We start from the raw sequence: 24,398 nt of genomic DNA, 5'->3' as shown, positions 1-24,398 counted from the left end.
GGCCGGCCCGCCATAGCGAGGCAACTGGTGGTGGGGCCGCTGGTGGTTGGGGGACTGCTGCTGGCGCCGCCGGCCGCCCTGGCTCAGCAGCCCGATACCACCATTATCGAGTACCGGGGGCAGCTCACGGGGCAGTATTCGGCCGGGGGCGTCAACCGCACGCTGTTTGCCACCGCGCACACGGCCACGCTGCGGCGCGGCCTGCACTTTGGGTTGCCGGTTGCGGGCAGCTTCACGTTTGGCAAGCAGGAGGGGGTGCTGCGCGAGCGGGAATGGCTGGCCAGCGCCACGCCGTATTACTGGAAGGGGCGGTTCCGCTTCTACGGCCTCGGCGGCTACGAGCGCAGCAACCTGCGCGGCATCCGCAACCGGGTGCAGGTGGGCGCCGGGCCGGGCTGGGCCTTCTACTCCGATTCGCTGGGCCGCGAAGCCACCCTGAGCAACCTGCTGATTCGCGAGGCCACGTACTTCCAGGACGGTACCGACCGGGTGATAACGCGCAATTCTACCCGCCTGAAACTGACGTATGCGTACCGGGTATTCTCACTCACTTCCACCAGCCTCTACCAGCCCAACATCGCCCGGCGCAGCGACTACCGCGCCACGCAGCTCACCACGGTGGGGTTTCGTTTCTCGTCCCGCTTCGCCTTCACCAGCACCTACGCCTATACCTTCGAAAGCCGGGTGCTCGAAGGCAAGCCCACCGACAACACCAACCTGACGGTGGGCGTGAGCTTCGGCACGAAGTAGCTCCTCAATGCCCGCTACTGTGGCTGCTGTGGAAGCGGTAATAAAGCGCCGGAAGTAACCACTACTTAAGCAGCAAAAAGCCCCCGCAACGCTAGTAGCTGCGGGGGCTTTCTGTCACTCGAGATTTTGCTAACGTTCAGGGCTTGGCGTTGTTGTGGGATTTGAAAATCGTCCGCCCGGAACTAAAGCCCAATTGAAAAATTGATGATGAAGATAACAACTAAAAGCTAAATTGAAAAACGTCAAGCTGGAACTGAGGATGCCATGTTGCTGAAGATGAAGTTTCAACGTGCTGCCCCAATAACGCCAAACCCCATGTTGCCTGCTGTTTTATTTCATGTCAGGAACTGCGATAAAGTAATATTTTTCTTTGTCCTTGTAACTATTGATAAGACTTTTTGATTTTAAAATTAGGAAGTGCTTGTCTTTTATCTTGCCTTTATAAATTACAGTTCCCGCTCCGCTGGTTGTCGAAAAATAAATTTTTTCCCCACGTATTTCGTAATTCCCAACCGAAGGGTTTTTCATATTTAAGTTAAACCAATCTTTCAAATCAAAAGCTGTTCCTTCTGACGTTACATTAATGACTTTTCCGTCAGTGTAAAACCGCAAATAACTATATGTTGTGTCATTGTCTTCCTTGTCAATGTAAGCTTTGGTTTGGTAAACTCCATCAATTCGAACTTTCGAACTATCAGGCGTTTGTCCATTTGCAAAATGAACTATTGTCACGAAAAAAAGAAGTATAAATAATTTCATTCCAAATTTCTTGTTGTCAATTTGTTTAATGTCGGTTACAGGTTTTGTATAGGTCTAAATATTATAGCTACAGTTTATTGTGTCGTGGCGAAAAATAGCAGGCAACATTTAGCTTACCGCTACTCGCAGTGGGTGCAAGTTTCGGCAATCCGTCCATAGTACGCAAGTGGTTTTCGGGATACTGCCCAATTGGGAGTGCTTCCCGCTAGTCGCAAGTTACAGGCCGAGGCTGTCGAGGGGCGAAGGGGGCGGGAGCGTTGAGCGACATGGGTGTAAATTTCGGTGGTTTTAATGCTGGCGTGACCCAGCAAATCCTGGATGATGCGGGTGTCGGTACCCGCTTCCATGAGGTGAGTGGCGTAGGAGTGGCGAAGCATATGCAGCGAGATGGGGCGCTGGATGCCCGCCCGGCTGGCTGCTTGCTTCACCACCAGCTGCAGGCTGCGCTCGCCGTAGGGTTCGCCGGGGTGCTGGCCCTCGAAGAGGTAAATAACGGGACGAAATTCCCGAAACTGCTCGCGCAAAATCAAGAGCACCGATTCGGGCAGGGGCAGGTCGCGGTCTTTTTTGCCTTTGCCGCCGCGCACGTACAGCACCATGCGCTTGCTATCGATGTCGGCGGGGGTGAGGGCCAGCACTTCGCCCAGGCGCAGGCCCAGGCCGTAGGCCAGCATGAGCATGGCCCGGTGCTTGCGGTTTTCGGTGCCTTGCAGCAGGGCTTTCACCTCTTCCTGGGCCAGCACTTTGGGGTTGTGGTGGGCCCGTTTGGGGCGCGGAATGGCGTAGTACTGCCGGGGCTGCCCTTCCACCTGCTCGTAATAGAACTTGATGGCGTTGATGAGCTGATTCTGGTAGGTTTCGGAGATGCCGGCGGCCACGCGCTGGCCTAGGTAATCGAGCACATCCTGTTTGCTGAGGGCCAGCGGCAGGCGTGGGGCGTGGTGCGTAAGAAAGAGCAAAAACGCCCCCCGGTAGGTTTTGAGGGTGCTGGGGCTGTAGCGCTTTAGCACAATGTGCTGGCAGTAGCGCGAAAGCAGCGCCTCCTGCGGGGTGGGGGGCGGCAAGGGCACGGCCAGCGCGGGCGCGGGGGGCACCGCCAGGGCCAGGCCCAGGTGGGTGCAGGCGGCTTGCACCGGGGCCAGGGCGCTGGGGCAGGCGGGCAGCACGTAGCCTTTGGCGGCGCCTTTGGCGGCCGGCTCGTAGCGCACCCCGGCGGCGAGCAGGGCCGTTCGGATGGCGGTGTTGGAGAACGGGAAAAATACCAGAAACTCGGTGCGGGAAGGGCGAAGACGGAGCGAAACAGTGTTTCTCATGCGGTGCTGCCGTCATCGCCAGGCTTTTTATCGAGCATGATAAATTGCTCGCCGATGATTTCGGTCACGTAGTGGCGCACGCCGGCGGCGTCGGCGTAGTGTCGGGTTTTGAGCTTGCCTTCCAGGTATATCAGGCTGCCTTTGCGCAGGTGCGCCTGGGCCAGCTCGGCCAGCCCGCGCCAGAGCACCACGGTGTGCCAGTCGGTGCTGGTGTGGAGCTGCCCGCTTTTGTCGCGAAACGACTCGGAAGTGGCCAGCGAGAACCGGGCCACTGGCACGTTGCCGTCGAGCACTTGCACCTCGGGGTCTTTGCCGAGGTTGCCGATGAGCGTTACTTTGTTGAGGCCGCGCATGAGGTAGAGCAATAAGCCGCCGCTACTGAGCACCAGCACCCGAATGTAGCGCCCACCGGGCCGTAATTCCTACCGCGGCAGCGCCAGGTAAAAAATGTAGGCATTCAGCACCATGAAGGCGAATGCGGGCAGGCACACCAGTACGCTGTCGCCAATCTTGAGCCGAACGCCCACGCCCAGCAGCATGAGCAATGCCAGCCCCCCGGCCGAAACCAGCATAATAGGGTTCAGGGCCAGGCCCAGCAGCAGCCCCAGCGCCCCCAGTATTTCCAGAATAACGACCAGCAGGCCCTGCTTTTCCAGGCCGAAGCGCTTAAATTCGCTTTTCATGTTCGGCGATTTGAAATACGCAATTCCGTAGCCCAGAAACGACAGGCTGGAGAACAGCACAAGCCCAAGAAATAAACTCATTAGGAAACGAAATTGAGCGATACGGCCGCGATGAACACGCACAGCCCCAGCAGCACCAGCGAGGGCAGGCGCTTGCTCAAGGGGTTGCTTACCTTAAAATGAAAGTACTGCGCGGCCACCATCAGCAGGCCCATGAGCACGGCCGGCACCAGCACCAGCGCCGGGTACCAGATGCCGGCCACCAGCAGCGTGGCTAGGATTATTTTGGCGTTGCCCACCATCGTGCGGGTCAGGTCGCTCAGCCCGTACTGATGAAATTCCTTGACGATGTTATCGAACCGGAATATCCACACGAAGCCAACGGATAAGGCGACGACTAGCTGGGCAATGGAGGCGTAGGTGTGCATGGGCGGCGGGGGCGTTTAGGATGTTTGCCAGTGGGCGAGTAGGGTGTTGGCGGCGGGCTGGCGGGCCCGTCGCCCGCCGGCCCGCCGGGCTCACTACAATATGGGCAAGGCTACTGTTTGTCGGGAAGTAACCACTTTTTTTAGCAACCTACATTAAACGCGGGGCCGGGTTTGCCCTCCAACCACTGCTTTCGCCACCCTGGCGTAGCTTTCGCCACCCTGGCGTACCTTTTCGCCGTTTGGAAGACCACGAAATACTGCTCAAGTTTCAGGACCCCGCTTCGCGCAACTTGGCGTTCAACCAGCTCGTGCGCAAGTACCAGAGCAAGGTGTACTGGCATGTGCGCAAGATGGTGGTGGACCACGAAGACGCCGACGACCTCACCCAGGACGTGTTCGTGAAGGTCTGGAAGCACCTCGAAAATTTCCGGCAGGATGCCCAGCTCTTCACCTGGATATACCGCATTGCCACCAACGAGTGCCTGAACTTCCTGAGCAGTAAGCGGCGCAAGTTCCTGCTGCCCCTCACCGACGTGAGCGCCGAGCTGCTGGCTAAAGTAGAAGCCGACCCGGCCCTGGCCGGCGATGAAATCGAGCTCAAGCTGCAGCAAGCCATTCTGCGCCTGCCCGACAAGCAGCGCCTCGTGTTCAACCTGCGCTACTACGACGAGATGCCCTACGAGCAAATGGCCGAAGTAACCGGCACCAGCGTGGGCGCCCTGAAAGCCAGTTACCACCACGCCGTGAAAAAAGTGGAAGAGTACGTCACCCGCCACACCGCCGATTAGGCTCGCATCACAATTTATTATTCGCGTAGTTAAACGCCGCCCCCGCTTTTCCATCCAACTGCCATGACACCTCCCTTCAAGCTCGACGCGCACCCCCGGCGGCCCCGCCCGCTGCTGAGCGAGCCGCCGGCTGACTACTTCGATAAGCTGCCGACGCGCATCATGGCCCGGCTGCCCCGGCCCGATGCCGCGCCCGGTGGGCGCTGGTTGGCCTGGCTTTCGCCGGCCCTGCGCACCGGTCTGGCCTCGGTGGCCGTGCTGGGCAGCTTCGCGGCTTCGTTTTACCTGAGCGGCGCCCCGGCGGCCGGCCCGGCGGTGGCTACCACTGCTTCCCTCGACGCCGTGTCGCGTACTGAACTGGTGGGCTACCTGCTCACGAGCGGCGCCCGCGTCGAAACCACCGACTTGGCTGTGCTGGCCGCCGCCGACCCTGGCCTCGCCAAGGGCTTTCTGCAAGCCACCGACGCGGAGTTGACCGATGCCCTCGATGCCCAACCCTCCGAAGAACTTCTTTATTTATAAATCTGCTCCCTGCTATGTCCGTTACCACTTCTTTCTTCCGATTAGTCAGCCTGGCGGCCCTGTTGCTGGTGCTGGCCCCCGCCGCCCAGGCCCAGCAGGGCGGTGGCCGCCGCGGCCAGCGCCTGGGCCAGCTCGAAAACGCCAAAATCGCCTTCATCACCAACCGCGTGGCCCTCACCCAGGAGCAGGCCCAGAAGTTTTGGCCGCTCTACAACGAGTTCACCGACAAGCGCCGCGACCTCAACCGCAACGGCCGCCTGCTGCGCCGCGAAGTGACCGATGCCATGACCGACCAGCAGATTCGCGAGAACTACGCCCAGTCGTTCACCAAGCGGCAGCAGGAGCTGAACCTGGAGAAGGAGTACTTTGAGAAATTCCAGAAGGTGATTACCCTGCGGCAGGTGGCGCAGCTGTTTATGGCCGAGCGCGACTTCACCAAAGAAGTCATCAAGCGCGTGGCCGGGCCGGGCGGCGGGCGTGGTCCCGCCGGCTCCGGCAACGACGAATAGCGCAGCCCCGCTCCGCCATCGGTACTTCGAGGCCGCTGCCCCCCGCAGCGGCCTCGTTACTTTTGCGGGGTAATCGAAATGGAGTGCCCCCGGTTCTAATGGCTGTGCTACCCGGCAGACCAGCTCAGCCCCGCGCGCCGCGCGCACCGACGTGCACAAAATCCGTGAAATCCGCTAAATCCGAATAATCCGTGGTCCTGACTTCCCGCCAACTATTCCTGCGTCACCAGGCCCAAACCTCCGATTTTCCGCTGCTGCTGGAAATTGAGCGGGCCGAAGGCGTGTACATGTACGCCCCCGACGGCCGCCGCTACCTCGACCTGATTTCGGGCATCGGCGTGAGCAACGTGGGCCACCGCCACCCGCGCGTGCTGGCCGGCATTCAGGCCCAGCTCGACAAGTACCTGCACCTGATGGTGTACGGCGAGCTGGTGCAGGCCGTGCCCGCCCAGCTGGCCGAGGCCATCCATAAAACCCTGCCGCCGCACCTCGACTCGGTGTTTTTCACCAATTCCGGTACTGAGGCCATTGAGGGCGCCCTCAAGCTGGCCAAGCGGCACACCGGCCGCACCGAACTCATTTCCTGCCTCAATGCCTACCACGGCTCCACGCACGGCGCCCTGTCCATCACCGGCTCCGAGGGCTTCAAAAACAGCTACCGCCCACTGCTGCCCGACGTGCGCCACATCCGCCACAACGACTTCGCCGACCTATACCTCATCACCGAACGCACGGCCGCCGTGGTCATCGAAACCGTGCAGGGCGAAGCCGGCGTGCGCGTGCCCTCGCCCTACTACCTGCCGGCCCTGCGCCGCCGCTGCCGCGAGGTAGGCGCCCTGCTCATCCTCGATGAAATTCAGTGCGGCTACGGGCGCACCGGTACCATGTGGGCCTTCGAGCAGTTCGGCATCGAGCCCGATATTCTGGTGTGCGCCAAGGGTATGGGCGGCGGCATGCCCATTGGCGCGTTCATTTCCAGCACGGAAATCATGAGCGGCTTTAAAACAAACCCCATTCTGGGGCACTGCACCACGTTTGGCGGCCACCCGGTGAGTTGCGCGGCCGCATTAGCCACCCTGCAGGTGATGCAGGACGAGCGGCTGGCCGAAGGCGTGGCCGCGAAAGCGGCGCGGTTCCGCGCGCAAATCCATCACCCGGCCATTCGGGCGGTGCGGGGCTGCGGCCTGCTCATGGCCGTGGAGTTCGACTCGTTCGAAGTCCTCAAGCCCATCATCGACCACGCGCTGGCGCACGAAGGCATCCTCACCGACTGGTTCCTGTTCTGCGATAACTCCCTGCGCCTGGCCCCGCCGCTCACCATCACCGACGCCGAAATTGACGAGGCCTGCGCGGCCCTGCTGCGGGCTATCGATGCGGTGGTGAAATAGGGAGAAAGCGAGAAAGGGAATGGGGGCGTTTGTCGTCCTGACCGCGTGGTCAGGACGACGAACGCCCCCATTCCCTCTCCTGCGGTTGTGCCGGCTACAATACGATGTTTGGGCGAGGCAACTCGTTATAGTTCAAGAAAGAAGTACTTTCCTCTTTAATTCGCTCGCGGGGCACGCCATCCTTCACGCCTTGCGAAATCTTGCGCACCAAGACCCCTACAATGGCTTTGCGGAAGCCCAGCTTCTCGGCCATCATGATGCAGAAATCCATCTCGGTTTCGTCCACTACGCCATCAGCCAGCATCATGTCAACGAGGTCAAAAATCTGGTCAAAACGTTCGGAATCGTTGCTAGGCAGCTCGGTACTGGCGCCATTGGCCCCGGAAACCAGCGCCTGCACTTCGGAGGAGCTGATGCCATTCTTCTTGCCAACGGCCAGAATAAAATTCATTTCCCGCGCATCAATGTGGCCATCGGCTTTCGCCAGCGCCGCAAGATTTAGTAAATGTCCTTTAATTTTTTTCGCCTGCTCATTTTCAAAAAAACCGAACATATAACGTGGGAATTAAGTGGTGAGAAATGAGTTACTAGCCAGTAGGCCGATTAGGAAGGTAAGATAATCGGAAAGTGGCGAGTTACCACCACCTATCTACGCGAAACACAAAAAAAAGATAACCACCTTCTTACGTATTTTACGGGTATGGTGCTGGGGTTTGCGTTCCTTTCACCAACTTTGCGGGGTTTGGGCGCTATTCATGCGTCCACTTGTTTTCAGAAAGGTCAGATGAAGAGAATTGGAGTATTTACGAGCGGAGGAGATTCACCGGGCATGAATGCCGCCATTCGGGCGGTGGTGCGCACTGCTACCTACCACGGCATTGAGGTATACGGCATTATGCGGGGCTACAGCGGCATGATTAAGGGCGAGTTCGTGCGGCTGGATTCGGCCGCGGTATCGAACACAGTGCAGAAGGGCGGTACCATTTTAAAATCGGCCCGTAGCCAGAAGTTTATGACCAAGGAAGGTCGCCAGCAGGCGTTCGACCAGCTGGTGAACAATGGCATTGAAGGCCTCATTGCCATCGGCGGTAACGGCACCTTCACCGGGGCCATGATTTTTGAGGAAGAGTTCGGTATTCCGACCGTGGGCGCCCCCGGCACCATCGACAACGACCTATATGGCACCGACTATACCATTGGCTACGACACGGCCGTGAACACGGCCCTGGACTGCATCGACAAAATTCGCGACACCGCCGACTCGCACGACCGCTGCTTTTTCGTGGAAGTGATGGGCCGCGACTCGGGCTATATCGCCATTCCGTGCGCCATCGGTGGCGGGGCCGAAATCGTGATGATTCCCGAAACCCAGATGAGTACCGACGTGGTGGTTGAGACCTTGCAACGGGGCTGGAAACGCTCCAAAACCTCGTTCATCGTTATCGTGGCCGAGGGCGATGAGGAAAATAACGCTACCAACGTGGCCGCCCGCGTGAAGGAAGCCATTCCGCAGCTCGACACCCGCGTCACGGTTATCGGCCACATCCAGCGCGGCGGCTCGCCCACCGCCGCCGACCGACTGCTGGGCTCCCAAATCGGCATTGCCGCCGTGGAAGGCCTCATGAATGGCATGCGCAACGTGATGGCCGGAATTGTGGATAAGAAGCTGGTTTACACTCCTTTCGTGGATACCATCAATAAGAAAAAGCTCATCAACCAAAGCTTCATGCGAATGGTTGAAATCCTTTCGGTTTAATTATGAGTTTTGAATTATGAGTTATGAATTATGAATTGGTTTATTAAGTAGCCGTTGGGACCACAGAAATCAACTCATAATTCAAAACTCATAATTCGACCCACTGGTAGGCTGCGTCGCGGCGTAGCCAGGTGAGCTGGCGCTTGGCGTAGCGGCGGGTGTTGCGCTGGAGCAAGCGCACGGCCTCGTCCCAGTCGTAGGCGCCATCCAGGAAACCGAAAATTTCTTGGTAGCCCACGGTTTGCAGAGCGTGGTGGTGGCGGTAGGGTAGGAGGGCCTGTACTTCATCGAGCAGGCCGGCCGCCAGCATGTGTTCCACGCGCAGGTTAATGCGCTGATAGAGTTCGTTCCGCTCGCGTGCCAGGGCCACTTTTACGTTGCGAAACAGCGGGTTTTCGGCGGGCGGGCTTAGTGTGTGGAAGCTGGAAAACGGCTGGCCGGTGGCGCGGGTAATTTCCAGGGCGCGCACCACGCGCTGCGGGTTTTGGCGGTCGATGCGGGCGTGGGCCACGGGGTCGGTTTCGGCCAGCTCGGCTACCAGGGGTGCAAGGCCGTGGGCGGCCAGCTCGGCGTGCAGCCGGGCGCGCACTTCGGGCGGCACGGTGGGCAGCTCGTCCAGCCCGTCGGTCACGGCCTGCACGTAGAGGCCGGAGCCGCCGGTGAGAATTACCACCGGAAATTTCTGGAACAGCTCGGCCAATACCGCGTGGCAATCGGTGGCAAAGCGGCCGGCGCTGTAATCTTCGCCGATGCTGTGGCTGTCGATGAAATGGTGGGGCACACCCTGCATTTCGGCCGCCGTGGGTTTGGCCGTGCCGATGCTCAATTCCCGAAAAAACTGCCGCGAGTCAGCCGATACTATCTCGGTGTGAAATTGCTGGGCCAACTGCACGCACAGCGCCGTTTTGCCCACCGCCGTGGGGCCGGCAATGGTGAGCAGCACCGGTCGCGGGTCAGCGGTGGTGGGGGCAAGCTGGGTAAGAATGGCGGGTGTCAGCAAAGGTGAGTGAGTAAGAATTAGTGAGCGAAAAATACCCGACGGAATAAAGACCAGAAATTATTTTGAGCGTGAATTCTTCCAAGACTTACGCAGTCAGCCGCTGGCGCGCGTCTCTGACGCGTGGCGTCTTGGTTGGCATTTCCAAACGCCGTCGTTTGCCCCGTCTGGTCTCGTTAGCCCCGCGTGTCAGAGACGCGAAACCAGTGGGCAACGCGTCGGAGACGCACACCAGCTACTGAGTGCGTAAGTCCTGTCTTCATCACTAACGAAGCTATTTATAAAGTCAAAAAAATGTCGTCCTGCGCACAGCGAAGTACTTTCTAACGGTGAAAAAGTAATTGTTCAGGCGTGAGAAGGTCCTTCGCTCTTCTCAGGATGACAGGTCCATAAAAAAGAGCGTTTTCTAAAAACATTCAATTACAGAACAGGATGTTTCTCGTCGAAGTCCGTCGCGTCCTGGTAGGCTTTGGCCAAGGCCAACAGCTTGCCTTCTTCGTAAAGCTGGCCCATGAAGGTGATGGTGGTGGGCAGCCCGGCCGCCGTGAAGCCGTTGGGGATGGCAATGGCGGGCTGGCCCGTGAGGTTGGTTAGCGTCAGGTTGGCGCTGAACGAGGGGGCCAGGTAGGCATCGAGCCCTTTGAGCTGGACATCGAGCTGCTCAATCAGCAGGCTGCGTACGCGCTGGGCCTGAATGTATTCCACGGCCGGAATGAAGCGCGAGGAACGGAAGGTATTAGGCCAGGCAAAGCGGTTTTGCAGCACCATCTGGGCATCGCGGCCCGAGCGGGTCAGGTCGTCGAAAGCCGCCGCGCCTTCGGCCGTGAGCACGAAGCGCAGGGCACCGGGCGAGATGGCCGGCAGCTCAATCGGCACCAGCTCCACGCCCATTTTGCGCAGCACTTCCAGCGTGGCCAGGTCGTTGAGCTTGGTGGGATAATTTGAGTCAAAAGCCGCTTTCACGAAGCCCACCCGCATCTTTTTGAGGTCGGTGCCAAAGGCGTAGCGGAAGCTGTTGGGCGCCAGTAGGGTGGCGGGGTCGCGGGCATCGGGGCCGGCGGCGGTGAGGGCGGCCAGCACGATGGCGCAGTCTTCGGCCGAGCGGGCCAGCGGCCCTACTTTGTCCATCGTCCAGCTCAGGGCCATGGCACCGGCGCGGCTCACGCGGCCGTAGGTGGGGCGCAGGCCCGTGACGCCGCAGGCCGTGCTCGGGCTGATGATGGAGCCCAGTGTTTCGGTGCCGATGGCAAACGGCAGCAGCCCCGCCGCCACCGCCGAGGCCGACCCCGCCGACGACCCGCTGGAGCCTTTGCTAACGTCCCAGGGCGTGCGGGTTTTTTCGCCAAACCACACGTCGCCCTGCGCCAGTTCGCCCAGCGTGAGCTTGGCCAGCAGCACGCCGCCGGCTTCGCGCAGGCGCTCCACTACGGCGGCGTCCTCGTTCAGGGTCTGGTCTTTATAAGGCACCGAGCCCCAGGTGGTTTTGTAGCCCTTGGCACTGAATAAGTCCTTCACCCCAAACGGAATGCCGTGCAGCGGCCCGCGGTATTTGCCGGCTTTTATCTCCTGGTCGGCCTGCCGGGCCTGCTGCAACGCCAGCTCCTCGGTGAGGCTGATGACGCAGTGCAGCTTGGGGTCGTATTTCTGAAGGCGCGCCAGGAAGAATTTGGTCAGCTCCTCGGAAGAAATCTGCTTGGTGCGCAACAGCTCGCCCAATTGCCGCACGGTGTAAAAGGCGAGTTCGTCGCGGTAGCCGGGCAGCGTCACTTTGCCGGTTTCGGGCAGCTTGCCCGCATTTTCTTTAGCCGGCATTAAGGCTTGCCGCAGGCGCAGCGGCCGTGGGTCGAACACCACCGACGGGGCCACGCTGTTGGGCAAGTCGATTTTGCGCAGTGCTTCGTAGCTCTCGCGGTAGCCCGTTAGGTTGCGGCGGGTGGAGTCGAGCTGGGCATCGGTGAAATCCAGCCCCATCAGCTGCTGCGCGGCCCGTAGTATGGGTACGGTGATTTCGTCGGGCGCGGTGGGTCGGGCCACAAAGGCGCCAGCGGCGAAACAGGCACCGCCCAGGAGCAGCGCCGGAACTAGTTTTTTCATGCGGAGAAAGGGCTAAAACAACCAGACAAATCTACAGTGGCCGGGGCGCTGTTGCGCCAGGAGGTACCAGCTTTTCATACAGCCGCCGCAGCTCCCGTTCCTCATGCTGCCAGCTGAGCTGGGGCGCGGCGCGGCGGCAATTGGCGGCCAGGTGCTGGTAGCGGGCAGGCTCGTCGCGCAGCAGGCGGTTGAGGGCGCGGGCCAGGGTATCGGGCTGCAGGTCGGCCACCAGGTCGGCCACGTCGAACTGCTCGTTGAGGGCGCGGTATTCGGGGAAGTCGATGAGCACCTGCGGGATGCCGGCGTGCACGTAATCGAAGAACTTGTTGGCCAGCGAATAGTAATAGCTCAGGCCAATGTTTTCGAGCAGCATGATGCCCACGGCGGCCTGCCGTGTGACCTCGCGCAGCGCCTCCGGTAGCACAAAGCCGCGAAATTCGACCTGCCCGGATTCTAGCAGGCCCAGCTGCCCGGCCTGGGCGCGTAGCGCGGCCGAGCAGTCGCCCTCGCCGCAGATAACCAGCCGGCCCGCTACCTGCGGCATGGCCGCCAGCAGGTTTTCGAGCCCGCGGCCCACGTTCAGCGCGCCCTGGTACAAAATATAGCTGGTGGGCGGCCCGGCCGTTCGCAGTGGTGCTTCAGCCCCCAGGCGGCTCACGTTGCGCACCACCGCGAACGGCCGGCCGTAGCGCTGCTCAAACACGCCCGCCAGCGCCGGGCCCACGGTGTAGGCTAGTTGCGCACGCGGCACAATAAAGCGTTCTATCCCGCGCCAGATGCGCTGCACGGCCGGTCGGGCCACCACCTCGGGCACTTCCGTGAACAGCTCGTGGGCGTCGTAGACCAAAGGCTGGCCGCCGAGGCGGGCGCGCAGCCACATGGGCAGGGCGGTGTCGAGGTCGCAGGCGCACCAGGCGGCGGCTTTTTGCGTCAGCAAATAGAAGAACAGCCGCAGGTTGTATTCGAGGTAAAATAGCTTGCCCCGCTGAAACCAGCCCCGCAGGCGGTGCTGCGCGTAGGGCTGAGACGTGAGCGGGGGCGAGGCCGGCCGCTGCCAGCCCACGAGCTGCACCCGGTAGCCGGCAGCGGCCAGGCTGCCGCAGATGCGCTGCATGCGCTGGTCGAAGCACAGGTCGGTGGTGACGGCGAACAGCAGCCGCGGGGCAGGAGGGGAAGGCACGGGCAGGAGCGGCCGAACGGTCCGGGGCCGGCCGGCGTAATATTTTGACCAAATTTACGCACGGGCTCGCCGGCCCGGTGGCTATCTTAGCCGGAAATATTCGCAGGCGTTACGCATCGGCTCATGAGTTCAATTCCGGCGGTTTCTTCGTCCCAGCCCGTGGCTCCGCCCCCAGGGGTGCTGTTTGACCAACTGGGACAGTCCTATCTGATGCTCGATGCCCAGGGCGTTATCGTGGAAACCAACGAGACGTTTTTGGCACTGGTCGGCTACCCGCGCGCGCGGGTTATCGGGCAGGTGTGCCACCAAATGTTTGCCCCGCCAGCCGAACGCCAGACCCGGCTGCAGCAGATGCTGACCTGCATTGCCAACGAGTCGTTGGCCGCTTTCTACGAGCGGCCCCTGCTCACGCGGGCTGGCAAGTTGCGCCAGATGCACTGGCGCGGTGATTTCACGCGCGACCCCGCCGGAACCATCACCGGCGTGTGGATGGCCGGCTACGAGCCCACCGGCCCGGCCCTCACCAGCCAGGGGCTGGCCGGCGATACCACGCACCTGCAGGACTTTCTCGACAACGCCCAAGACTTGGTGCAGCACCTCAGCGCCGACAATAATTTCCTGTTCGTGAACAAAGCCTGGAAGGAAAAGCTGGGCTACTCCGATGCTGAGCTGGCCACCCGCACCCTGGCCGATGTGGTGCACCCATACTACAAAGCCAAGCTGCTCTACCAGCTGCGTAATCTCTACGACGGGGAGCCGGTGAACAAGGTCGAAACCGTGTTTTTGACCGGTGCGGGCAAGCCGGTGCACCTCATTGGGAGTATGAGCGTGGTGCGTGAGGAAGGCCAGCCGGCGAGCAGCCGCGCCATTCTACACGACATCACCGACCGCATCAAGGCCGAGCGCCTGCAAAAGGTGTACTACAGCATTGCCAATCTGGCCATCAGCGCCAAGGACTTGCCCAGCCTCTACGGCGCCATTCACCGCGAGCTGAGCAAGATTATCGAAACCAGCAATCTCTTTATCGCGCTGTGCGACGACGCCCGCACGCAGCTGCAGTTTGCCTACCACGTCGACCAGCACCCCCAGCACCGGCCGCAGGGCGCCACGCCGTTTTCTACGGGCGTGTCGGAGTACATCATTGCCGGCGGCCAGCCCCGCTACCTTACCCACTCCGATTTTCAGCAGCTCATTCAAAACGGCACCATTACGGCCTATGGGCTGGTGCCGGAAGTGATGCTGGCCTCGCCGCTGAGCATCGGCGACCGGATTATTGGGGTGCTGGCCGTGCAGGACTATGGCCGCGCCGACGCCTACACGCCCGGCGACCTCGACGTGCTGCACTTCATCTCGAACCAGGTGGCGCTGGCCATCGAGCGTAAGCGCAACGAAGAGCAGATTGGCAAGCAAACCGCCCGCCTGAACGCCATTTTCGAAAGCGGCTCGCATGTGATGTGGACCGTGGACACGCGGGCCCGCCTCATGAACTTCAACCGCAACTACGCGGCCCTGTTTCTGCGGCGCAATGGCCTGTACCCCGTGTGCGGCCTCGACCTGTGGGAAGCCGACCTGGCCCACATGCCTGGGGGCGAGCGCGACATATTTTTGCGACGCTACGAGGCCGCGGCCAAAGGCCAGGCGCAGCGCTTTGAAATGTGCCTGCGCGATAGCCAGGGCAACGAAGTATGGACCGATATTTACCTGAACCCTATCTATCTGGGCGACGGGTCGTTTGAGGAAATCTCGGCCATTGCTCACGATATTACGGAGCAGAAGCGGGCCCAACTGGCTCTGCAGGCCCAGGAGGAAAAGTTTCGCTCCATTTTCGAATCGTTTCAGGACATCTATTACCGCACCGACGAGGACGGGCTCTTCACCATTGTCAGCCCGTCGGCCTACGACGTGCTGGGCTACCGGCCCGAGGAGGTGATTGGCCAGCCCGTGAAAAACTACTACGTGGAAGGCGAGGACCGCAAGCGGGCTCTGGACGAGATGCAGCGCAACGGCGGCCTGCGCAACTTCGAAACCCAGATGTGGCACAAGGACGGCTACCCGGTAAGCGTGCTTGTCAACGCACGCGTAGTGAAAGATGGCGACGCCGGGACCGAAGGCATCGCCCGCGACGTGACCGACGTTCAGCAGATGCAAGACGACCTGCGCATGGCCAAGGACGAGGCCGAAGCGGCGCTGGAAGCCAAAACCCAGTTCCTGGCCAACATGAGCCACGAGCTGCGCACGCCCATGAACGGCATCATTGGCATGATAGACCTGCTCGACCAGACCGTGGAAACCGACGAGCAGCTCGACTACGTGGACACGCTGCGCAAGAGCTCCGACGCGCTGCTCACCATCCTGAACGACATCCTGGACTTGTCGAAAATCCAGGCCGGCAAGCTGCAGGTGCACGAGAGCGCGCTCGAGCTGCAGGCCGTAATGGAACGCATTCGCGCCCTGTTTATCTACCGCGCCGAGCAGAAAAACATCCGTTTTACTTACCACATTACCCCGCACACGCCCCGCTACGTGATGACGGACGAAGTGCGGCTGCTGCAAATCCTGTCCAACCTGGTGGCCAACGCCATCAAGTTCACCAACGAAGGCACTGTGGCCATCATCGTGAGCAGCGTGAGCACCGATGGCCAGCAGCACACCCTGCGCTTCGCGGTGCAGGACTCGGGCATTGGTATTTCGAGCGAAAACGCCAGCCTGCTTTTCACCAATTTCACCCAGCTCGATACCACTCCCAGCAAGGCCTACGGCGGTACCGGGCTGGGTCTAAGCATCAGCCGGCAGCTGGCCGAGCTGCTGGGCGGCGAGATTGGGGTGCTCTCCGACGAGGGCGAGGGCAGCGTGTTCTGGTTCACCATCACCGCCCGTGAGTCCCGCCTGGAAGACTTGCCAGTGGCCGCCCCGGTGCGCGAAGCCGTGTTCCAGCCTTTCGAGGCCGAGCCCCGTGTGCTGCTGGTCGATGACAATGCCATCAACCAAAAAGTGGGGGAGCGCTTGCTCACCAAGCTGGGCTGCCAGGTAGATGTGGCCGGCAGCGGCCCCGAAGCCATTGCCCTGGCCACGGCCGCCACGCCCGGATACAGCATCATTTTCATGGATATTCAAATGCCGGACATGGACGGGGTGGCGGCCACGGCCGAAATCCGGCGCGTGCTGGGCGCGGCCTGCCCGCCGGTCGTGGCCATGACGGCCTATTCGATGCAGGAAGATGCCGGCCGCTTCATGCGCCAGGGCCTCGACGACTACGTGGGCAAGCCCGTGAAAAGCCGCCACCTCTACGAAGTGCTGCACCGCTGGCTGCGCCCCCGCCCCACGCCCCCCACGCCCGACGAAACCCTGGCCCTGGCCGTTGCTTCGGTTCCATTGGCCGGCGCTGGCGCCCCGCTGCTGGCCCCGGCGCCCGTAGCCCCGCTACCCGAAGTAGTACCGGCCAACGATACGGCTGCTGAGCCCACGCTCGATGAAGCCGTTATTCGACAACTGTTTGATTTGGGAGGGTTTGAATTCACACTGGAGCTGTACCAGGAATTTGAGCAGGAAGCCGGGGAACTGCTGCGCGAGGCCGCGCCGCTAGCTGCCGCCGCCAGCTTCAAGGAGCTGCTGCCCATGCTCCATCAGCTGAAGGGCACGGCGGCTACGCTGGGCGGCGTGGCCCTGGCCGCTCAGGCCCGCCGCCTCGAAGAGAAGTTCAAAGCCGACGAAGTGGAGAATGGCGTTGCGGGTTTTCAACTTCTAGAACATTACTTTGCACAGCTCGTCGCTGCGTATTCCAGCGCGGTAGAGCGCGTCGGAAACGACTCAAATGACTAATTTTCGCCACTTTCCATTTGGCTCTACCTTACGCCTCACCCTTCAATTCTAAGCTTATGTCAACCGACTCACCCACCAAAACCATTCTGATTGCTGAGGACAGCTCGGTAATTCTCAACCTTACCCGCAAAATCCTGGAGCTGCAGAAGTATAAAATTGTGTTGGCCAAAAATGGGGGCGAAGTGATGAAGCAATTGGAAACCAACCCCGTCGACTGCGTCTTGATGGACATCAACATTCCCATTAAAGACGGCATGCAATGCACGCGTGAGATACGGGCCCATTCCGACCCTAAAGTCAACACGCTGCCCATTATTGCCATCACTGGTAATGCCAACAATTACTCGATGGACCAGTTTCGTGAGGCCGGCGTAACCGATTACCTGCCCAAGCCGCTTGACTTCGACGCCCTGGTACGGGTAGTGAAGCAGTACGTGGGTTAATTAGATTTAATTAGTGATTAATAATTGGGAATTAATAAATCTAAAGTTCTGGCTCATCGTTTTGCGGAGCCCAATCCTGGAAATTCTTAATTACTAATTCTTAATTATTAATTAAACAGTAATGACCGTTACTTTCCTTGGTACCGGTACTTCCTCCGGAGTGCCCATGATAGGCTGCACCTGCGCGGTGTGCCGCTCGCTCGACCACCGCGACCACCGGCTGCGGGTGTCGGTGCATGTGGCCATCGGCGAGCACAGTTTTGTGATTGATTCGGGGCCGGATTTCCGCCAGCAAATGCTGCGGGCCCGCATCACGCGCCTCGACGCGCTGCTTTTTACCCACGAGCACAAAGACCACACGGCCGGCCTCGACGATATCCGGGCCTTCAACTTCCGGCAGCAGACCGACATGCCCGTGTATGCCGAGCCGCGCGTGCTACGGCAGCTGCAACAGGAATTTGCCTATATTTTTGCCGAGCATAAATACCCCGGCGTGCCCCGCGTACGCCTGCACGCCATTGAGCGCGACGATGTGCCGTTTGACATGCTGGGCGTGCCGGTGCAGCCCCTGCGGGCCATGCACCACAAGCTGCCTGTGCTGGGCTTCCGCATCGGCGGCTTCTGCTACCTCACCGACGCCAACCACATTGGCCCCGAAACCCGCGCCCAGCTCCGCGACGCCGATGTAATCGTGCTCAACGCCCTGCGCCGGGAGGAGCACATTTCACACTTCACCCTGGCGCAGGCCGTCAATGTGCTGGAGGAGGCCGCGCCCAAACGCGCCTACCTCACCCACATCAGCCACCAGCTGGGCCGCCACCACGACGTGGAGGCGGAACTGCCGACGTGGATTCGGCTGGCGTATGATGGGCTGAAAATTGAGGTGTAGCGGTAGTGCGCATCTGGCCCGACATCACGGAGCAGTACCATTCGCCCTTCGGCCCGGCCGAGGTGCGGAAACGGCTGCAATGGCACACGCTGCCGCCTGATTCCTGGCATGACGTTATCGACCATTCGCCCCGGTGGTTTTTCAAGGGCAGGGTGGAAGACCGCACCTTTGACCTGCGCCATTTTAATATGGTGGGCCGGACAACTATTCCCCTCATTACCGGCGAAGTAGCCGAGCTACCTACTGCGGCAGGCAGCCGGCTGATAATACGCCAACGAATGCACTGGGCGCAGGCAGCTCTTTCTGGGCTGTGGTCGTTACTGTTAGGTGCTTTTAGCAGCGGCATGGTCCTAGTCTGGTACTTTGGTAGGGGGAATGAGTGGCCGCTGTTGGTTTTTTCGCTGCTGCTGCTGCTTGGGTCCCTAACCCCAATCGTAAGCTTCTGGCGGGCAGTGAGTAGAAACCGTGCGTTCCTACGGCAGACGTTGCAGCTTGAGCCAAAGCAGTCTTAATATTCTGCCAGACAGGGCGTTAAATTAGCCGAAAGCCTTATGCACACCAATTACTATTTCCTGCGCCAGCTGGCCCCCGCGCTCACCGAGCGGCTGCGGGGCTACCGGGTGGCCGTGTGCTTCTCGCAGGAAAAGGACGAGCTGGTCGTTGGGCTCACCAATGGCACGGCGGAGTACTGGCTGAAGGCGCAGCTGGGGGCCAATTTCCCAGCCTTAGCGCTTCCGGAAACATTCCAGCGGGCCCGCGCTAATTCCGTCGATTTATTCCCCGACCTGCTTGGCCAGCAGGTCGAAACCGTGGTCCCCTGGCCCCAAGACCGGGTGCTGCAAGTTAATTTCCGGAGCGGAGCGCGGCTGGTGTTCAAGCTCTACGGCCCGCGACCCAACGCTATTTTTCGCGCCGCGCCCGAGGGCCCGGCCCAGCTCTTTCAACAAAAGCTGCTGGCCGATGCGGACCTGCACCCGCAACCCGCGCCAACTACAAAATCCGACCAATCCGAAAAATCCGTTAAATCCGTGGTCCCGGCGCCCCTGGCCGACCTGCCCCTGCGCTACCTGCGCCAGCACGGCTACGACGATGCCCCGCCCGAAACCAAAGCCCGGCTGGTGAATCAGGTGCTGGCCCAGCTGGAAAAAACGGCCCATTACTACCTCATTCGTTTCGAGGACAAAACCCGCCTGAGCCTGCTGCCGCTGGGCGAAATCCTGGAAACATTTCCCGGCGATGACCCCATCACGGCCCTGCGCCGCTTCGTGCCGATGGCGCTGGGCCGCCGCGCCCTGGAAACAGAAACCCGGCAGCTACGCCAGCTGCTAGAGCGCCGCGCCACCGAGGCCAGCACCGCCGCGGCCCATGCCCGCCAACGCCTGCACGCTCTGGCCCACGAGGCGGGCTACCGCCATACGGCCGACCTCATCATGGCCAATCTGCACGCCATTCCGGCCGGGGCTACCGAAGTTGAAGTGGTGGATTTCTACACCAATCAGCCCAAAACTATTAAGCTGAAGCGCACAGAAAAGCCCCAGCTTACGGCCGAAAATCTCTACCGCAAGGGCAAAAACCAGCAAATTGAGGAGCGCCGGCTTTCCGAGCGAATTGTCCGCCGCGAGGCCGAAGAGCTGGCGGCGATGGAGCGGCTGGAAGAAATGGATATGCTGCCCGCCCTGGCCGAACTACGCGGCCTGCGCACCTGGCGCAAGCAGCACGGCCTGGACCCCAAGCCCGCCGCCGCCAAGGCTGGTGCCGAGCTGCCGTTCAAGGTGTTCGAAGACCGGGGTTTCACCATTCTGGTGGGCCGCAATGCGGCCAACAACGACTTGCTGACGCAGAAATACGCCCACAAAGACGACCTTTGGCTGCACGCCAAGGACGTGACTGGTTCGCACGTTGTCATTCGCCACAAGGCCGGGCAGCCCGTGCCCGAGCCCGTGGTGGAGCACGCCGCGCAGCTGGCCGGTTGGTACTCACGCCGCCAGCACGATACGCTGTGCCCCGTGACCGTGACGCCCAAAAAATACGTGCGCAAGCCCAAGGGCGCGTTGCCGGGCCAGGTAGTGGTGGAGCGGGAGCGGGTGGTGCTGGTGAAGCCCGGCAACCCTTTTGATGGACCCGACAGCTTGTAGCAGCGGCTAAACGAACGGTCGAACCGAACTCATAAAGCAAAAAAGCCCGCTGCAAGTAATTGCAGCGGGCTTTTCGTTTGCGTGCGCGCGGGGAGATTCGAACTCCCACACCCGAAGGCACCACCCCCTCAAGATGGCGTGTCTACCAGTTTCACCACGTGCGCAAATAGAGCAACTAAGCCTGGGTAATGCGGCCGAAACCGGCTTCACTGAGGTGGTGAAGCGGGTGCAAAGATAGCCGGCCGGATGTGCCCCCGCAACCTAACGGCCGCAATTTTCATAAAAAAAGGCCGCTCATCGCGAGATAGGCGGCCTTTTTAAGTGCATCAGCGGCTGGAATTACTCGGCCTGGGTGAGGGGCGAATCAACTACGTGTTCGGCTACGAACCAGACTTGCAGCTCGTTGGTACGCACCAGCTCGCTCACGATGAGGTCGTTGGTGCCGTCGTCGCCGGTTTCATCGGCCTTGCTGGCGTAGTCATGGCAATTTTTCAGGATGCGCTGGTGGCCGTCGAGCAGGCGCGATACCTGCACGGGCGCTTCCTCGCGGTCGCGGGGCACGCGGGGCAGGCTGGTTAGCTCGGCCACATCGTGGGCCATGGCTACGGCCACGCCGCCCAGCACCTGGATGCGCTCGGCAATAGAATCTACCAGCACGGACTGTTCTTCATAATGCTTGTCGAACAGCAGGTGCAGCTGGTAGAAAGTGGGGCCCACCACCTGCCAGTGGTGTTTTTTGTACATGTCGCGCAGCGTGATGGTGTCGGCCAGCAGCTGGTTGAGCATGGTCACGCTGGTTTGGCGGGTGCTTTCGCTCAGGCCGATGGGCAGGCGCTGGCTCACGGTGCCGTAGCGCTGGGTAGGGGAGGGCGCGTTCTGCTGCTGGTTGATGTTGGGCAGGATGTTGACAGCGGCGTTGCTGCCCGCGTGCTTGCGTGCGGTAGCGTCGGGTGCTTTTTTAGCAGCGGGGGCGGCGGCTTTTTTGGGCGCTGCGCTTTTGGAAGCGGTGGCTTTGGCTGGAGATGCCATAATTCTAAAATCGGGTGAGGTGAGGGGAGTGGCCGAAACAATTCGGTCAGTAAATTCTATTCTATGCTTACGTAAAGCAGGACGTCGAGTTAGTCTCTTTGGGCTTTTAACCCCTACTTTTTACCTATGAACGACCCCGCCCTTGTAGAGCCGCACCTTGGCGCGCACGCCGAGCACCACCTCAGCAGCTCGGCCATGCTGCAGAATATCGTTATTGGCCTGTCCGATGGTCTTACGGTGCCCTTCGCGCTGGCCGCCGGCCTGAGCGGCGCCGTCGATTCTTCGGCCCTGGTGATAACGGCCGGCCTGGCCGAAATAGTGGCCGGCAGCATTGCCATGGGCCTGGGGGGCTACCTAGCGGGGCGCACCGAGGTAGAGCACTACGCCGCCGAGCTGGCCCGCGAGCACCGCGAAGTGCAGGAGCTGCCGCACGTGGAGCGCGCTGAAGTAGACGAGCTGCTGGCCGAAATGGGCCTCTCGGTAACTACCCGCGCCGCCGCCGTAGCCGAACTCACCGCCGACCCCGAGCAGTGGGTGCGCTTCATGATGAAGTACGAGCTGGGCCTGGAAGAGCCCGACCCCCGGCAAGCACCCAAAAGCGCCGCCACCATCAGTTTGGCTTATGGCGTGGGCGGGCTGATTCCGCTCACGGCCTATTTCTTCACGGCCACGCCCGCCGAGGGACTGGCCTGGTCGGCGCTGATAACACTGGTGTGCCTGCTGGTATTCGGTTATTTCAAAAGCCGGATGACGGGCCAGCCCGCCGTAGCCGGCGCCTTCAAAATGGCGTTTGTGGGCGCACTGGCGGCCTCGGCGGCCTTTGGCGTGGCGCGTCTCATCACGCAGTAGTATTTTCCGGGCCGCGCTGGCTCTAATGTTGCCATCTCACATCGATAATCGGCCGCCCCCGTTAGCTTTTTCCTGTTCTTATGAAATTCGACCTGCCTAAAACTCCCGCCGTTCAGGTAACTGGCAAATCTTTTCGCCTGGGCCAAGTGGACTCCGACGACATTACTCCTTTCGCGGCCGGACCCGACGACAAGCAGGAAGCCAGCCCGCGCCTGCTGGTGCTGCGGCAGCGACTAAGCGACCTGCAGGAACTGCTCTACGCGGAGCATAAGCGCAGCGTGCTGCTCGTGTTTCAGGCCATGGATACGGGCGGCAAGGACGGCACCATTCAGAACCTGCTCACCGGGGTGAACCCGGCGGGCGTGCACGTTTCCTCTTTCAAAGCACCTTCGGCGGAGGAGCTGAGCCATGATTACCTATGGCGCATTCATGCCCAAACCCCGAAACGCGGGCACATTGGCGTGTTCAACCGCTCCCATTACGAGGATGTGCTCATCACCCGCGTGCATGGCCTGATTGATGAGGAAACCTGGAAGCAACGCTACGAGGACATCAACAACTTTGAGACGCTGCTGACCCGCAACGGTACGGTGGTCCTCAAATTCTTCCTGCACATTTCCAAAGCCGAACAAGCCGAGCGCCTGCAGGCCCGCCTCGACAAGCCCGCCAAAAACTGGAAATTCGACCCCAACGACCTCAAGGAGCGCAAGCTGTGGCCGGCTTACCAGGAGGCTTACGAAGATGCCATCCGCCACTGTTCGTCAGCCCACGCGCCGTGGTTTGTAGTACCGGCCAACCACAAATGGGCGCGGGATTTGGCCATTGCCGAGATTGTGGTGGCCGCTTTAGAGGCTATGAATCCCCAGCCACCCAAAGCTACTTACGACGTGGCGGCGCAGGTGATTGAGTAACGTGAATGTCTTGTTGCACGTTTATTTTCTCTGCCTCTATAATTGACTGATGTTACGCAGCCATTTTGGTTAACGCGTAGTGCATGGCTTTGAGTCCGCGCAAATAAAGTTGGGCTTTGAGGCGAAAATGACCAATGCCTAATTGTCGGGTTATCTTCTCTAACTTGATGTAGGCCAGGATGGAAGAAAAGAAATGATTGGCCTGCGTATCGATGGTTTTCGTAGGCGACTTGCCCATCGACGTGTTTTGCTTGAGCGATTTGTGGTACTCCTCGATTTTCCACCTTTTCTGGTAGATTACCGTCACTTGTTCCCCGGTCAAATTCGTATCGCTGCTCACCAGATATAACACGCCCTGCGAACCGTCCTTATTTGTAAAGACTTGCCGGACCACGAGCACCGCCTCCACGACGCTCCGTAGCCAGACGCGCAAGGGCTGCCCATCCGGGAAAGCCAGCGTATCAAGGGCCTGGAATTCCCCATTGCCGCGCCCCACTTCGCTCAGGGCCACGGTGCGCGAGGTGGGCAGGGCAAAAATAAAGTCGTGGCCCAACGCGCGCACCTGGTTCATGTTCTCAGCCGAGGCATACCAGCTGTCGGCCAGCAGGTAGCCGTAGGCCACTTGCTCTTGGGCCACGCGCAACATGGCGCGGAGCATCTCGTTTTTCGTCAGCGGGCTTTTCTGACTCACTTTCTGGGTTTTAGGGTCGGTTACGGCCTGCGTTTTCTCCACCAGCTCCACGGCAATCGGCACGGCGAGCGAACCGGCCACATAGAGCAGGCTCACGAAATTGAGCCCCTTCACGTACCGCCCCAGGCTATGGTCGTAATGGGTACAGAGCAGGGCATTGGCATCGGTGTGGGCCTTCTCCAAAATAGAATCATCGACGATAAGAACAGCAAAATCGGCTGCTTCCAACGTCCGCTCGGTTTGCCGAATCAGCGGTTTGGCATGGCCCCAGACCTGGCGTGAATCCAAGTGTACGCTGCTGAGCCAGCGCGTCACCTGGTCGTGACTAAGCTGCCCATCGAACAGGCGTGAGAGGCCCGTAGCCGAAGTTTGGCCCGTCGAGCTGATGAGATAATCCGTGTACAAATCCAGGGTGCAGGCCATCGAAAACGGTAGTTAGAACGGAAAAATACTGCGTAACATCAG

24 protein-coding genes and 1 tRNA gene are annotated in these 24,398 nt (G+C 60.4%); 13 read left to right on the top strand and 12 right to left on the bottom strand.

Annotated elements, in window-relative coordinates; all coding sequences use genetic code 11:
• Positions 1–750: DUF481 domain-containing protein (locus GM79_RS13065; RefSeq protein ID WP_152559984.1), on the top strand; the 750-nt coding region annotated here is incomplete at its 5' end.
• 330 nt (positions 751–1,080) lie between these two features.
• Here GM79_RS13065 and GM79_RS13060 read toward each other — a convergent pair.
• The 5 genes from GM79_RS13060 to GM79_RS13040 all read right to left on the bottom strand — a co-directional run bounded on the left by GM79_RS13060 (position 1,081) and on the right by GM79_RS13040 (position 3,933).
• On the bottom strand, positions 1,081–1,482 hold the full coding sequence (locus GM79_RS13060; RefSeq protein WP_152559983.1) for a hypothetical protein: 402 nt from the start codon (positions 1,480–1,482) through the stop codon (positions 1,081–1,083).
• Positions 1,483–1,628: 146 nt separating this feature from the next.
• Positions 1,629–2,822, bottom strand: coding sequence for a tyrosine-type recombinase/integrase (locus GM79_RS23130; protein WP_051718860.1), 1,194 nt, complete (start codon positions 2,820–2,822; stop codon positions 1,629–1,631).
• On the bottom strand, positions 2,819–3,175 hold the full coding sequence (locus GM79_RS13050) for a single-stranded DNA-binding protein (protein ID WP_035564569.1): 357 nt from the start codon (positions 3,173–3,175) through the stop codon (positions 2,819–2,821). The genes GM79_RS23130 and GM79_RS13050 overlap by 4 nt, the downstream gene beginning before the upstream one ends.
• A gap of 69 nt (positions 3,176–3,244) precedes the next feature.
• Positions 3,245–3,586, bottom strand: a complete 342-nt coding sequence (locus GM79_RS13045; RefSeq protein WP_035564549.1) for a DoxX family protein — start codon at positions 3,584–3,586, stop codon at positions 3,245–3,247.
• Entirely contained in the window at positions 3,586–3,933 is a 348-nt protein-coding gene (locus tag GM79_RS13040) for a DoxX family protein (RefSeq protein WP_035564547.1), read from the bottom strand. The genes GM79_RS13045 and GM79_RS13040 overlap by 1 nt, the downstream gene beginning before the upstream one ends.
• 239 nt (positions 3,934–4,172) lie before the next feature.
• Between GM79_RS13040 and GM79_RS13035 the strand changes: the two genes are divergently transcribed.
• From GM79_RS13035 to GM79_RS13020, 4 genes are all read left to right on the top strand, one after another.
• Entirely contained in the window at positions 4,173–4,721 is a 549-nt protein-coding gene (locus GM79_RS13035; protein ID WP_035564545.1) for an RNA polymerase sigma factor, read from the top strand.
• A 63-nt stretch (positions 4,722–4,784) separates the two neighbouring features.
• Positions 4,785–5,243 carry a hypothetical protein gene (locus GM79_RS13030; RefSeq protein ID WP_035564543.1) on the top strand — a complete coding sequence of 153 codons (459 nt, stop codon included), beginning with the start codon at positions 4,785–4,787 and terminating at the stop codon, positions 5,241–5,243.
• Between the two features lie 14 nt (positions 5,244–5,257).
• Positions 5,258–5,752, top strand: a complete 495-nt coding sequence (locus GM79_RS13025; protein ID WP_051718859.1) for a periplasmic heavy metal sensor — start codon at positions 5,258–5,260, stop codon at positions 5,750–5,752.
• A 197-nt stretch (positions 5,753–5,949) separates the two neighbouring features.
• Entirely contained in the window at positions 5,950–7,140 is a 1,191-nt protein-coding gene (locus GM79_RS13020) for an aspartate aminotransferase family protein (protein ID WP_035564564.1), read from the top strand.
• A gap of 94 nt (positions 7,141–7,234) precedes the next feature.
• On the opposite strand, the gene GM79_RS13015 is transcribed toward GM79_RS13020, so the two are convergent.
• A complete protein-coding gene (locus GM79_RS13015; protein ID WP_035564541.1) occupies positions 7,235–7,693 on the bottom strand; it encodes a TerB family tellurite resistance protein in 459 nt (152 codons plus the stop codon).
• Between the two features lie 231 nt (positions 7,694–7,924).
• Here GM79_RS13015 and pfkA point away from each other — a divergent pair, with 231 nt between their 5' ends.
• A complete protein-coding gene (pfkA, locus tag GM79_RS13010) occupies positions 7,925–8,896 on the top strand; it encodes a 6-phosphofructokinase (RefSeq protein ID WP_035564539.1) in 972 nt (323 codons plus the stop codon).
• Positions 8,897–8,984: 88 nt separating this feature from the next.
• Here pfkA and miaA read toward each other — a convergent pair whose 3' ends face one another.
• The 3 genes from miaA to GM79_RS12995 all read right to left on the bottom strand — a co-directional run bounded on the left by miaA (position 8,985) and on the right by GM79_RS12995 (position 13,167).
• Positions 8,985–9,896, bottom strand: a complete 912-nt coding sequence (gene miaA / locus GM79_RS13005) for a tRNA (adenosine(37)-N6)-dimethylallyltransferase MiaA (RefSeq protein WP_235184060.1) — start codon at positions 9,894–9,896, stop codon at positions 8,985–8,987.
• Between the two features lie 417 nt (positions 9,897–10,313).
• Positions 10,314–11,987, bottom strand: a complete 1,674-nt coding sequence (locus tag GM79_RS13000) for an amidase (RefSeq protein ID WP_035564537.1) — start codon at positions 11,985–11,987, stop codon at positions 10,314–10,316.
• A 31-nt stretch (positions 11,988–12,018) separates the two neighbouring features.
• Positions 12,019–13,167, bottom strand: coding sequence for a glycosyltransferase (locus GM79_RS12995; RefSeq protein ID WP_051718858.1), 1,149 nt, complete (start codon positions 13,165–13,167; stop codon positions 12,019–12,021).
• Between the two features lie 123 nt (positions 13,168–13,290).
• Here GM79_RS12995 and GM79_RS12990 point away from each other — a divergent pair, with 123 nt between their 5' ends.
• The 5 genes from GM79_RS12990 to GM79_RS12970 all read left to right on the top strand — a co-directional run bounded on the left by GM79_RS12990 (position 13,291) and on the right by GM79_RS12970 (position 20,453).
• Positions 13,291–16,986 carry a PAS domain S-box protein gene (locus tag GM79_RS12990; RefSeq protein ID WP_081867744.1) on the top strand — a complete coding sequence of 1,232 codons (3,696 nt, stop codon included), beginning with the start codon at positions 13,291–13,293 and terminating at the stop codon, positions 16,984–16,986.
• Positions 16,987–17,042: 56 nt separating this feature from the next.
• Positions 17,043–17,429 carry a response regulator gene (locus GM79_RS12985; RefSeq protein ID WP_035564535.1) on the top strand — a complete coding sequence of 129 codons (387 nt, stop codon included), beginning with the start codon at positions 17,043–17,045 and terminating at the stop codon, positions 17,427–17,429.
• A 121-nt stretch (positions 17,430–17,550) separates the two neighbouring features.
• Positions 17,551–18,318 (top strand): MBL fold metallo-hydrolase, encoded by a 768-nt coding sequence (locus GM79_RS12980; RefSeq protein ID WP_035564533.1) that lies wholly within the window; start codon positions 17,551–17,553, stop codon positions 18,316–18,318.
• A 5-nt stretch (positions 18,319–18,323) separates the two neighbouring features.
• Positions 18,324–18,830, top strand: coding sequence for a hypothetical protein (locus GM79_RS25485; RefSeq protein WP_035564531.1), 507 nt, complete (start codon positions 18,324–18,326; stop codon positions 18,828–18,830).
• Positions 18,831–18,869: 39 nt separating this feature from the next.
• On the top strand, positions 18,870–20,453 hold the full coding sequence (locus GM79_RS12970) for an NFACT RNA binding domain-containing protein (protein ID WP_035564529.1): 1,584 nt from the start codon (positions 18,870–18,872) through the stop codon (positions 20,451–20,453).
• A gap of 82 nt (positions 20,454–20,535) precedes the next feature.
• On the opposite strand, the gene GM79_RS12965 is transcribed toward GM79_RS12970, so the two are convergent.
• Together GM79_RS12965 and GM79_RS12960 are read right to left on the bottom strand one after the other, a co-directional pair.
• Positions 20,536–20,617: transfer RNA gene (locus GM79_RS12965), tRNA-Leu, on the bottom strand.
• 175 nt (positions 20,618–20,792) lie between these two features.
• A complete protein-coding gene (locus GM79_RS12960; RefSeq protein WP_081867743.1) occupies positions 20,793–21,482 on the bottom strand; it encodes a Dps family protein in 690 nt (229 codons plus the stop codon).
• Between the two features lie 126 nt (positions 21,483–21,608).
• On the opposite strand from GM79_RS12960, the gene GM79_RS12955 reads away from it, so the two are divergent.
• Entirely contained in the window at positions 21,609–22,331 is a 723-nt protein-coding gene (locus tag GM79_RS12955; protein ID WP_035564526.1) for a VIT1/CCC1 transporter family protein, read from the top strand.
• Positions 22,332–22,411: 80 nt separating this feature from the next.
• On the top strand, positions 22,412–23,242 hold the full coding sequence (locus GM79_RS12950; protein WP_051718856.1) for a polyphosphate kinase 2 family protein: 831 nt from the start codon (positions 22,412–22,414) through the stop codon (positions 23,240–23,242).
• A 52-nt stretch (positions 23,243–23,294) separates the two neighbouring features.
• Here the strand turns inward: GM79_RS12950 and GM79_RS12945 are convergent, their stop codons facing one another.
• Positions 23,295–24,356, bottom strand: coding sequence for a transposase (locus GM79_RS12945; protein ID WP_035562095.1), 1,062 nt, complete (start codon positions 24,354–24,356; stop codon positions 23,295–23,297).
• Positions 24,357–24,398 lie beyond the last annotated feature (42 nt).

Source organism: Hymenobacter sp. IS2118 (assembly GCF_000715495.1).
Classification (GTDB): Bacteria; Bacteroidota; Bacteroidia; order Cytophagales; family Hymenobacteraceae; genus Hymenobacter.
This window is presented reverse-complemented; position numbering and strand designations above follow the sequence as displayed.

Bases quoted from the DNA above. Each gene is read 5' to 3' on its own strand.
- GM79_RS12970 (WP_035564529.1), top strand. From the start codon at position 18,870: ATGCACACCAATTACTATTTCCTGCGCCAGCTGGCCCCCGCGCTCACC.
- pfkA (WP_035564539.1), top strand. From the start codon at position 7,925: ATGAAGAGAATTGGAGTATTTACGAGCGGAGGAGATTCACCGGGCATG.
- GM79_RS12990 (WP_081867744.1), top strand. From the start codon at position 13,291: ATGAGTTCAATTCCGGCGGTTTCTTCGTCCCAGCCCGTGGCTCCGCCC.
- GM79_RS12960 (WP_081867743.1), bottom strand. From the start codon at position 21,482: ATGGCATCTCCAGCCAAAGCCACCGCTTCCAAAAGCGCAGCGCCCAAA.
- GM79_RS13000 (WP_035564537.1), bottom strand. From the start codon at position 11,987: ATGAAAAAACTAGTTCCGGCGCTGCTCCTGGGCGGTGCCTGTTTCGCC.
- GM79_RS13050 (WP_035564569.1), bottom strand. From the start codon at position 3,175: ATGCGCGGCCTCAACAAAGTAACGCTCATCGGCAACCTCGGCAAAGAC.
- GM79_RS23130 (WP_051718860.1), bottom strand. From the start codon at position 2,822: ATGAGAAACACTGTTTCGCTCCGTCTTCGCCCTTCCCGCACCGAGTTT.
- GM79_RS12950 (WP_051718856.1), top strand. From the start codon at position 22,412: ATGAAATTCGACCTGCCTAAAACTCCCGCCGTTCAGGTAACTGGCAAA.
- GM79_RS13045 (WP_035564549.1), bottom strand. From the start codon at position 3,586: ATGAGTTTATTTCTTGGGCTTGTGCTGTTCTCCAGCCTGTCGTTTCTG.
- GM79_RS12955 (WP_035564526.1), top strand. From the start codon at position 21,609: ATGAACGACCCCGCCCTTGTAGAGCCGCACCTTGGCGCGCACGCCGAG.
- GM79_RS12985 (WP_035564535.1), top strand. From the start codon at position 17,043: ATGTCAACCGACTCACCCACCAAAACCATTCTGATTGCTGAGGACAGC.
- GM79_RS13030 (WP_035564543.1), top strand. From the start codon at position 4,785: ATGACACCTCCCTTCAAGCTCGACGCGCACCCCCGGCGGCCCCGCCCG.
- GM79_RS13040 (WP_035564547.1), bottom strand. From the start codon at position 3,933: ATGCACACCTACGCCTCCATTGCCCAGCTAGTCGTCGCCTTATCCGTT.
- GM79_RS13025 (WP_051718859.1), top strand. From the start codon at position 5,258: ATGTCCGTTACCACTTCTTTCTTCCGATTAGTCAGCCTGGCGGCCCTG.
- GM79_RS12980 (WP_035564533.1), top strand. From the start codon at position 17,551: ATGACCGTTACTTTCCTTGGTACCGGTACTTCCTCCGGAGTGCCCATG.
- GM79_RS13015 (WP_035564541.1), bottom strand. From the start codon at position 7,693: ATGTTCGGTTTTTTTGAAAATGAGCAGGCGAAAAAAATTAAAGGACAT.
- GM79_RS12945 (WP_035562095.1), bottom strand. From the start codon at position 24,356: ATGGCCTGCACCCTGGATTTGTACACGGATTATCTCATCAGCTCGACG.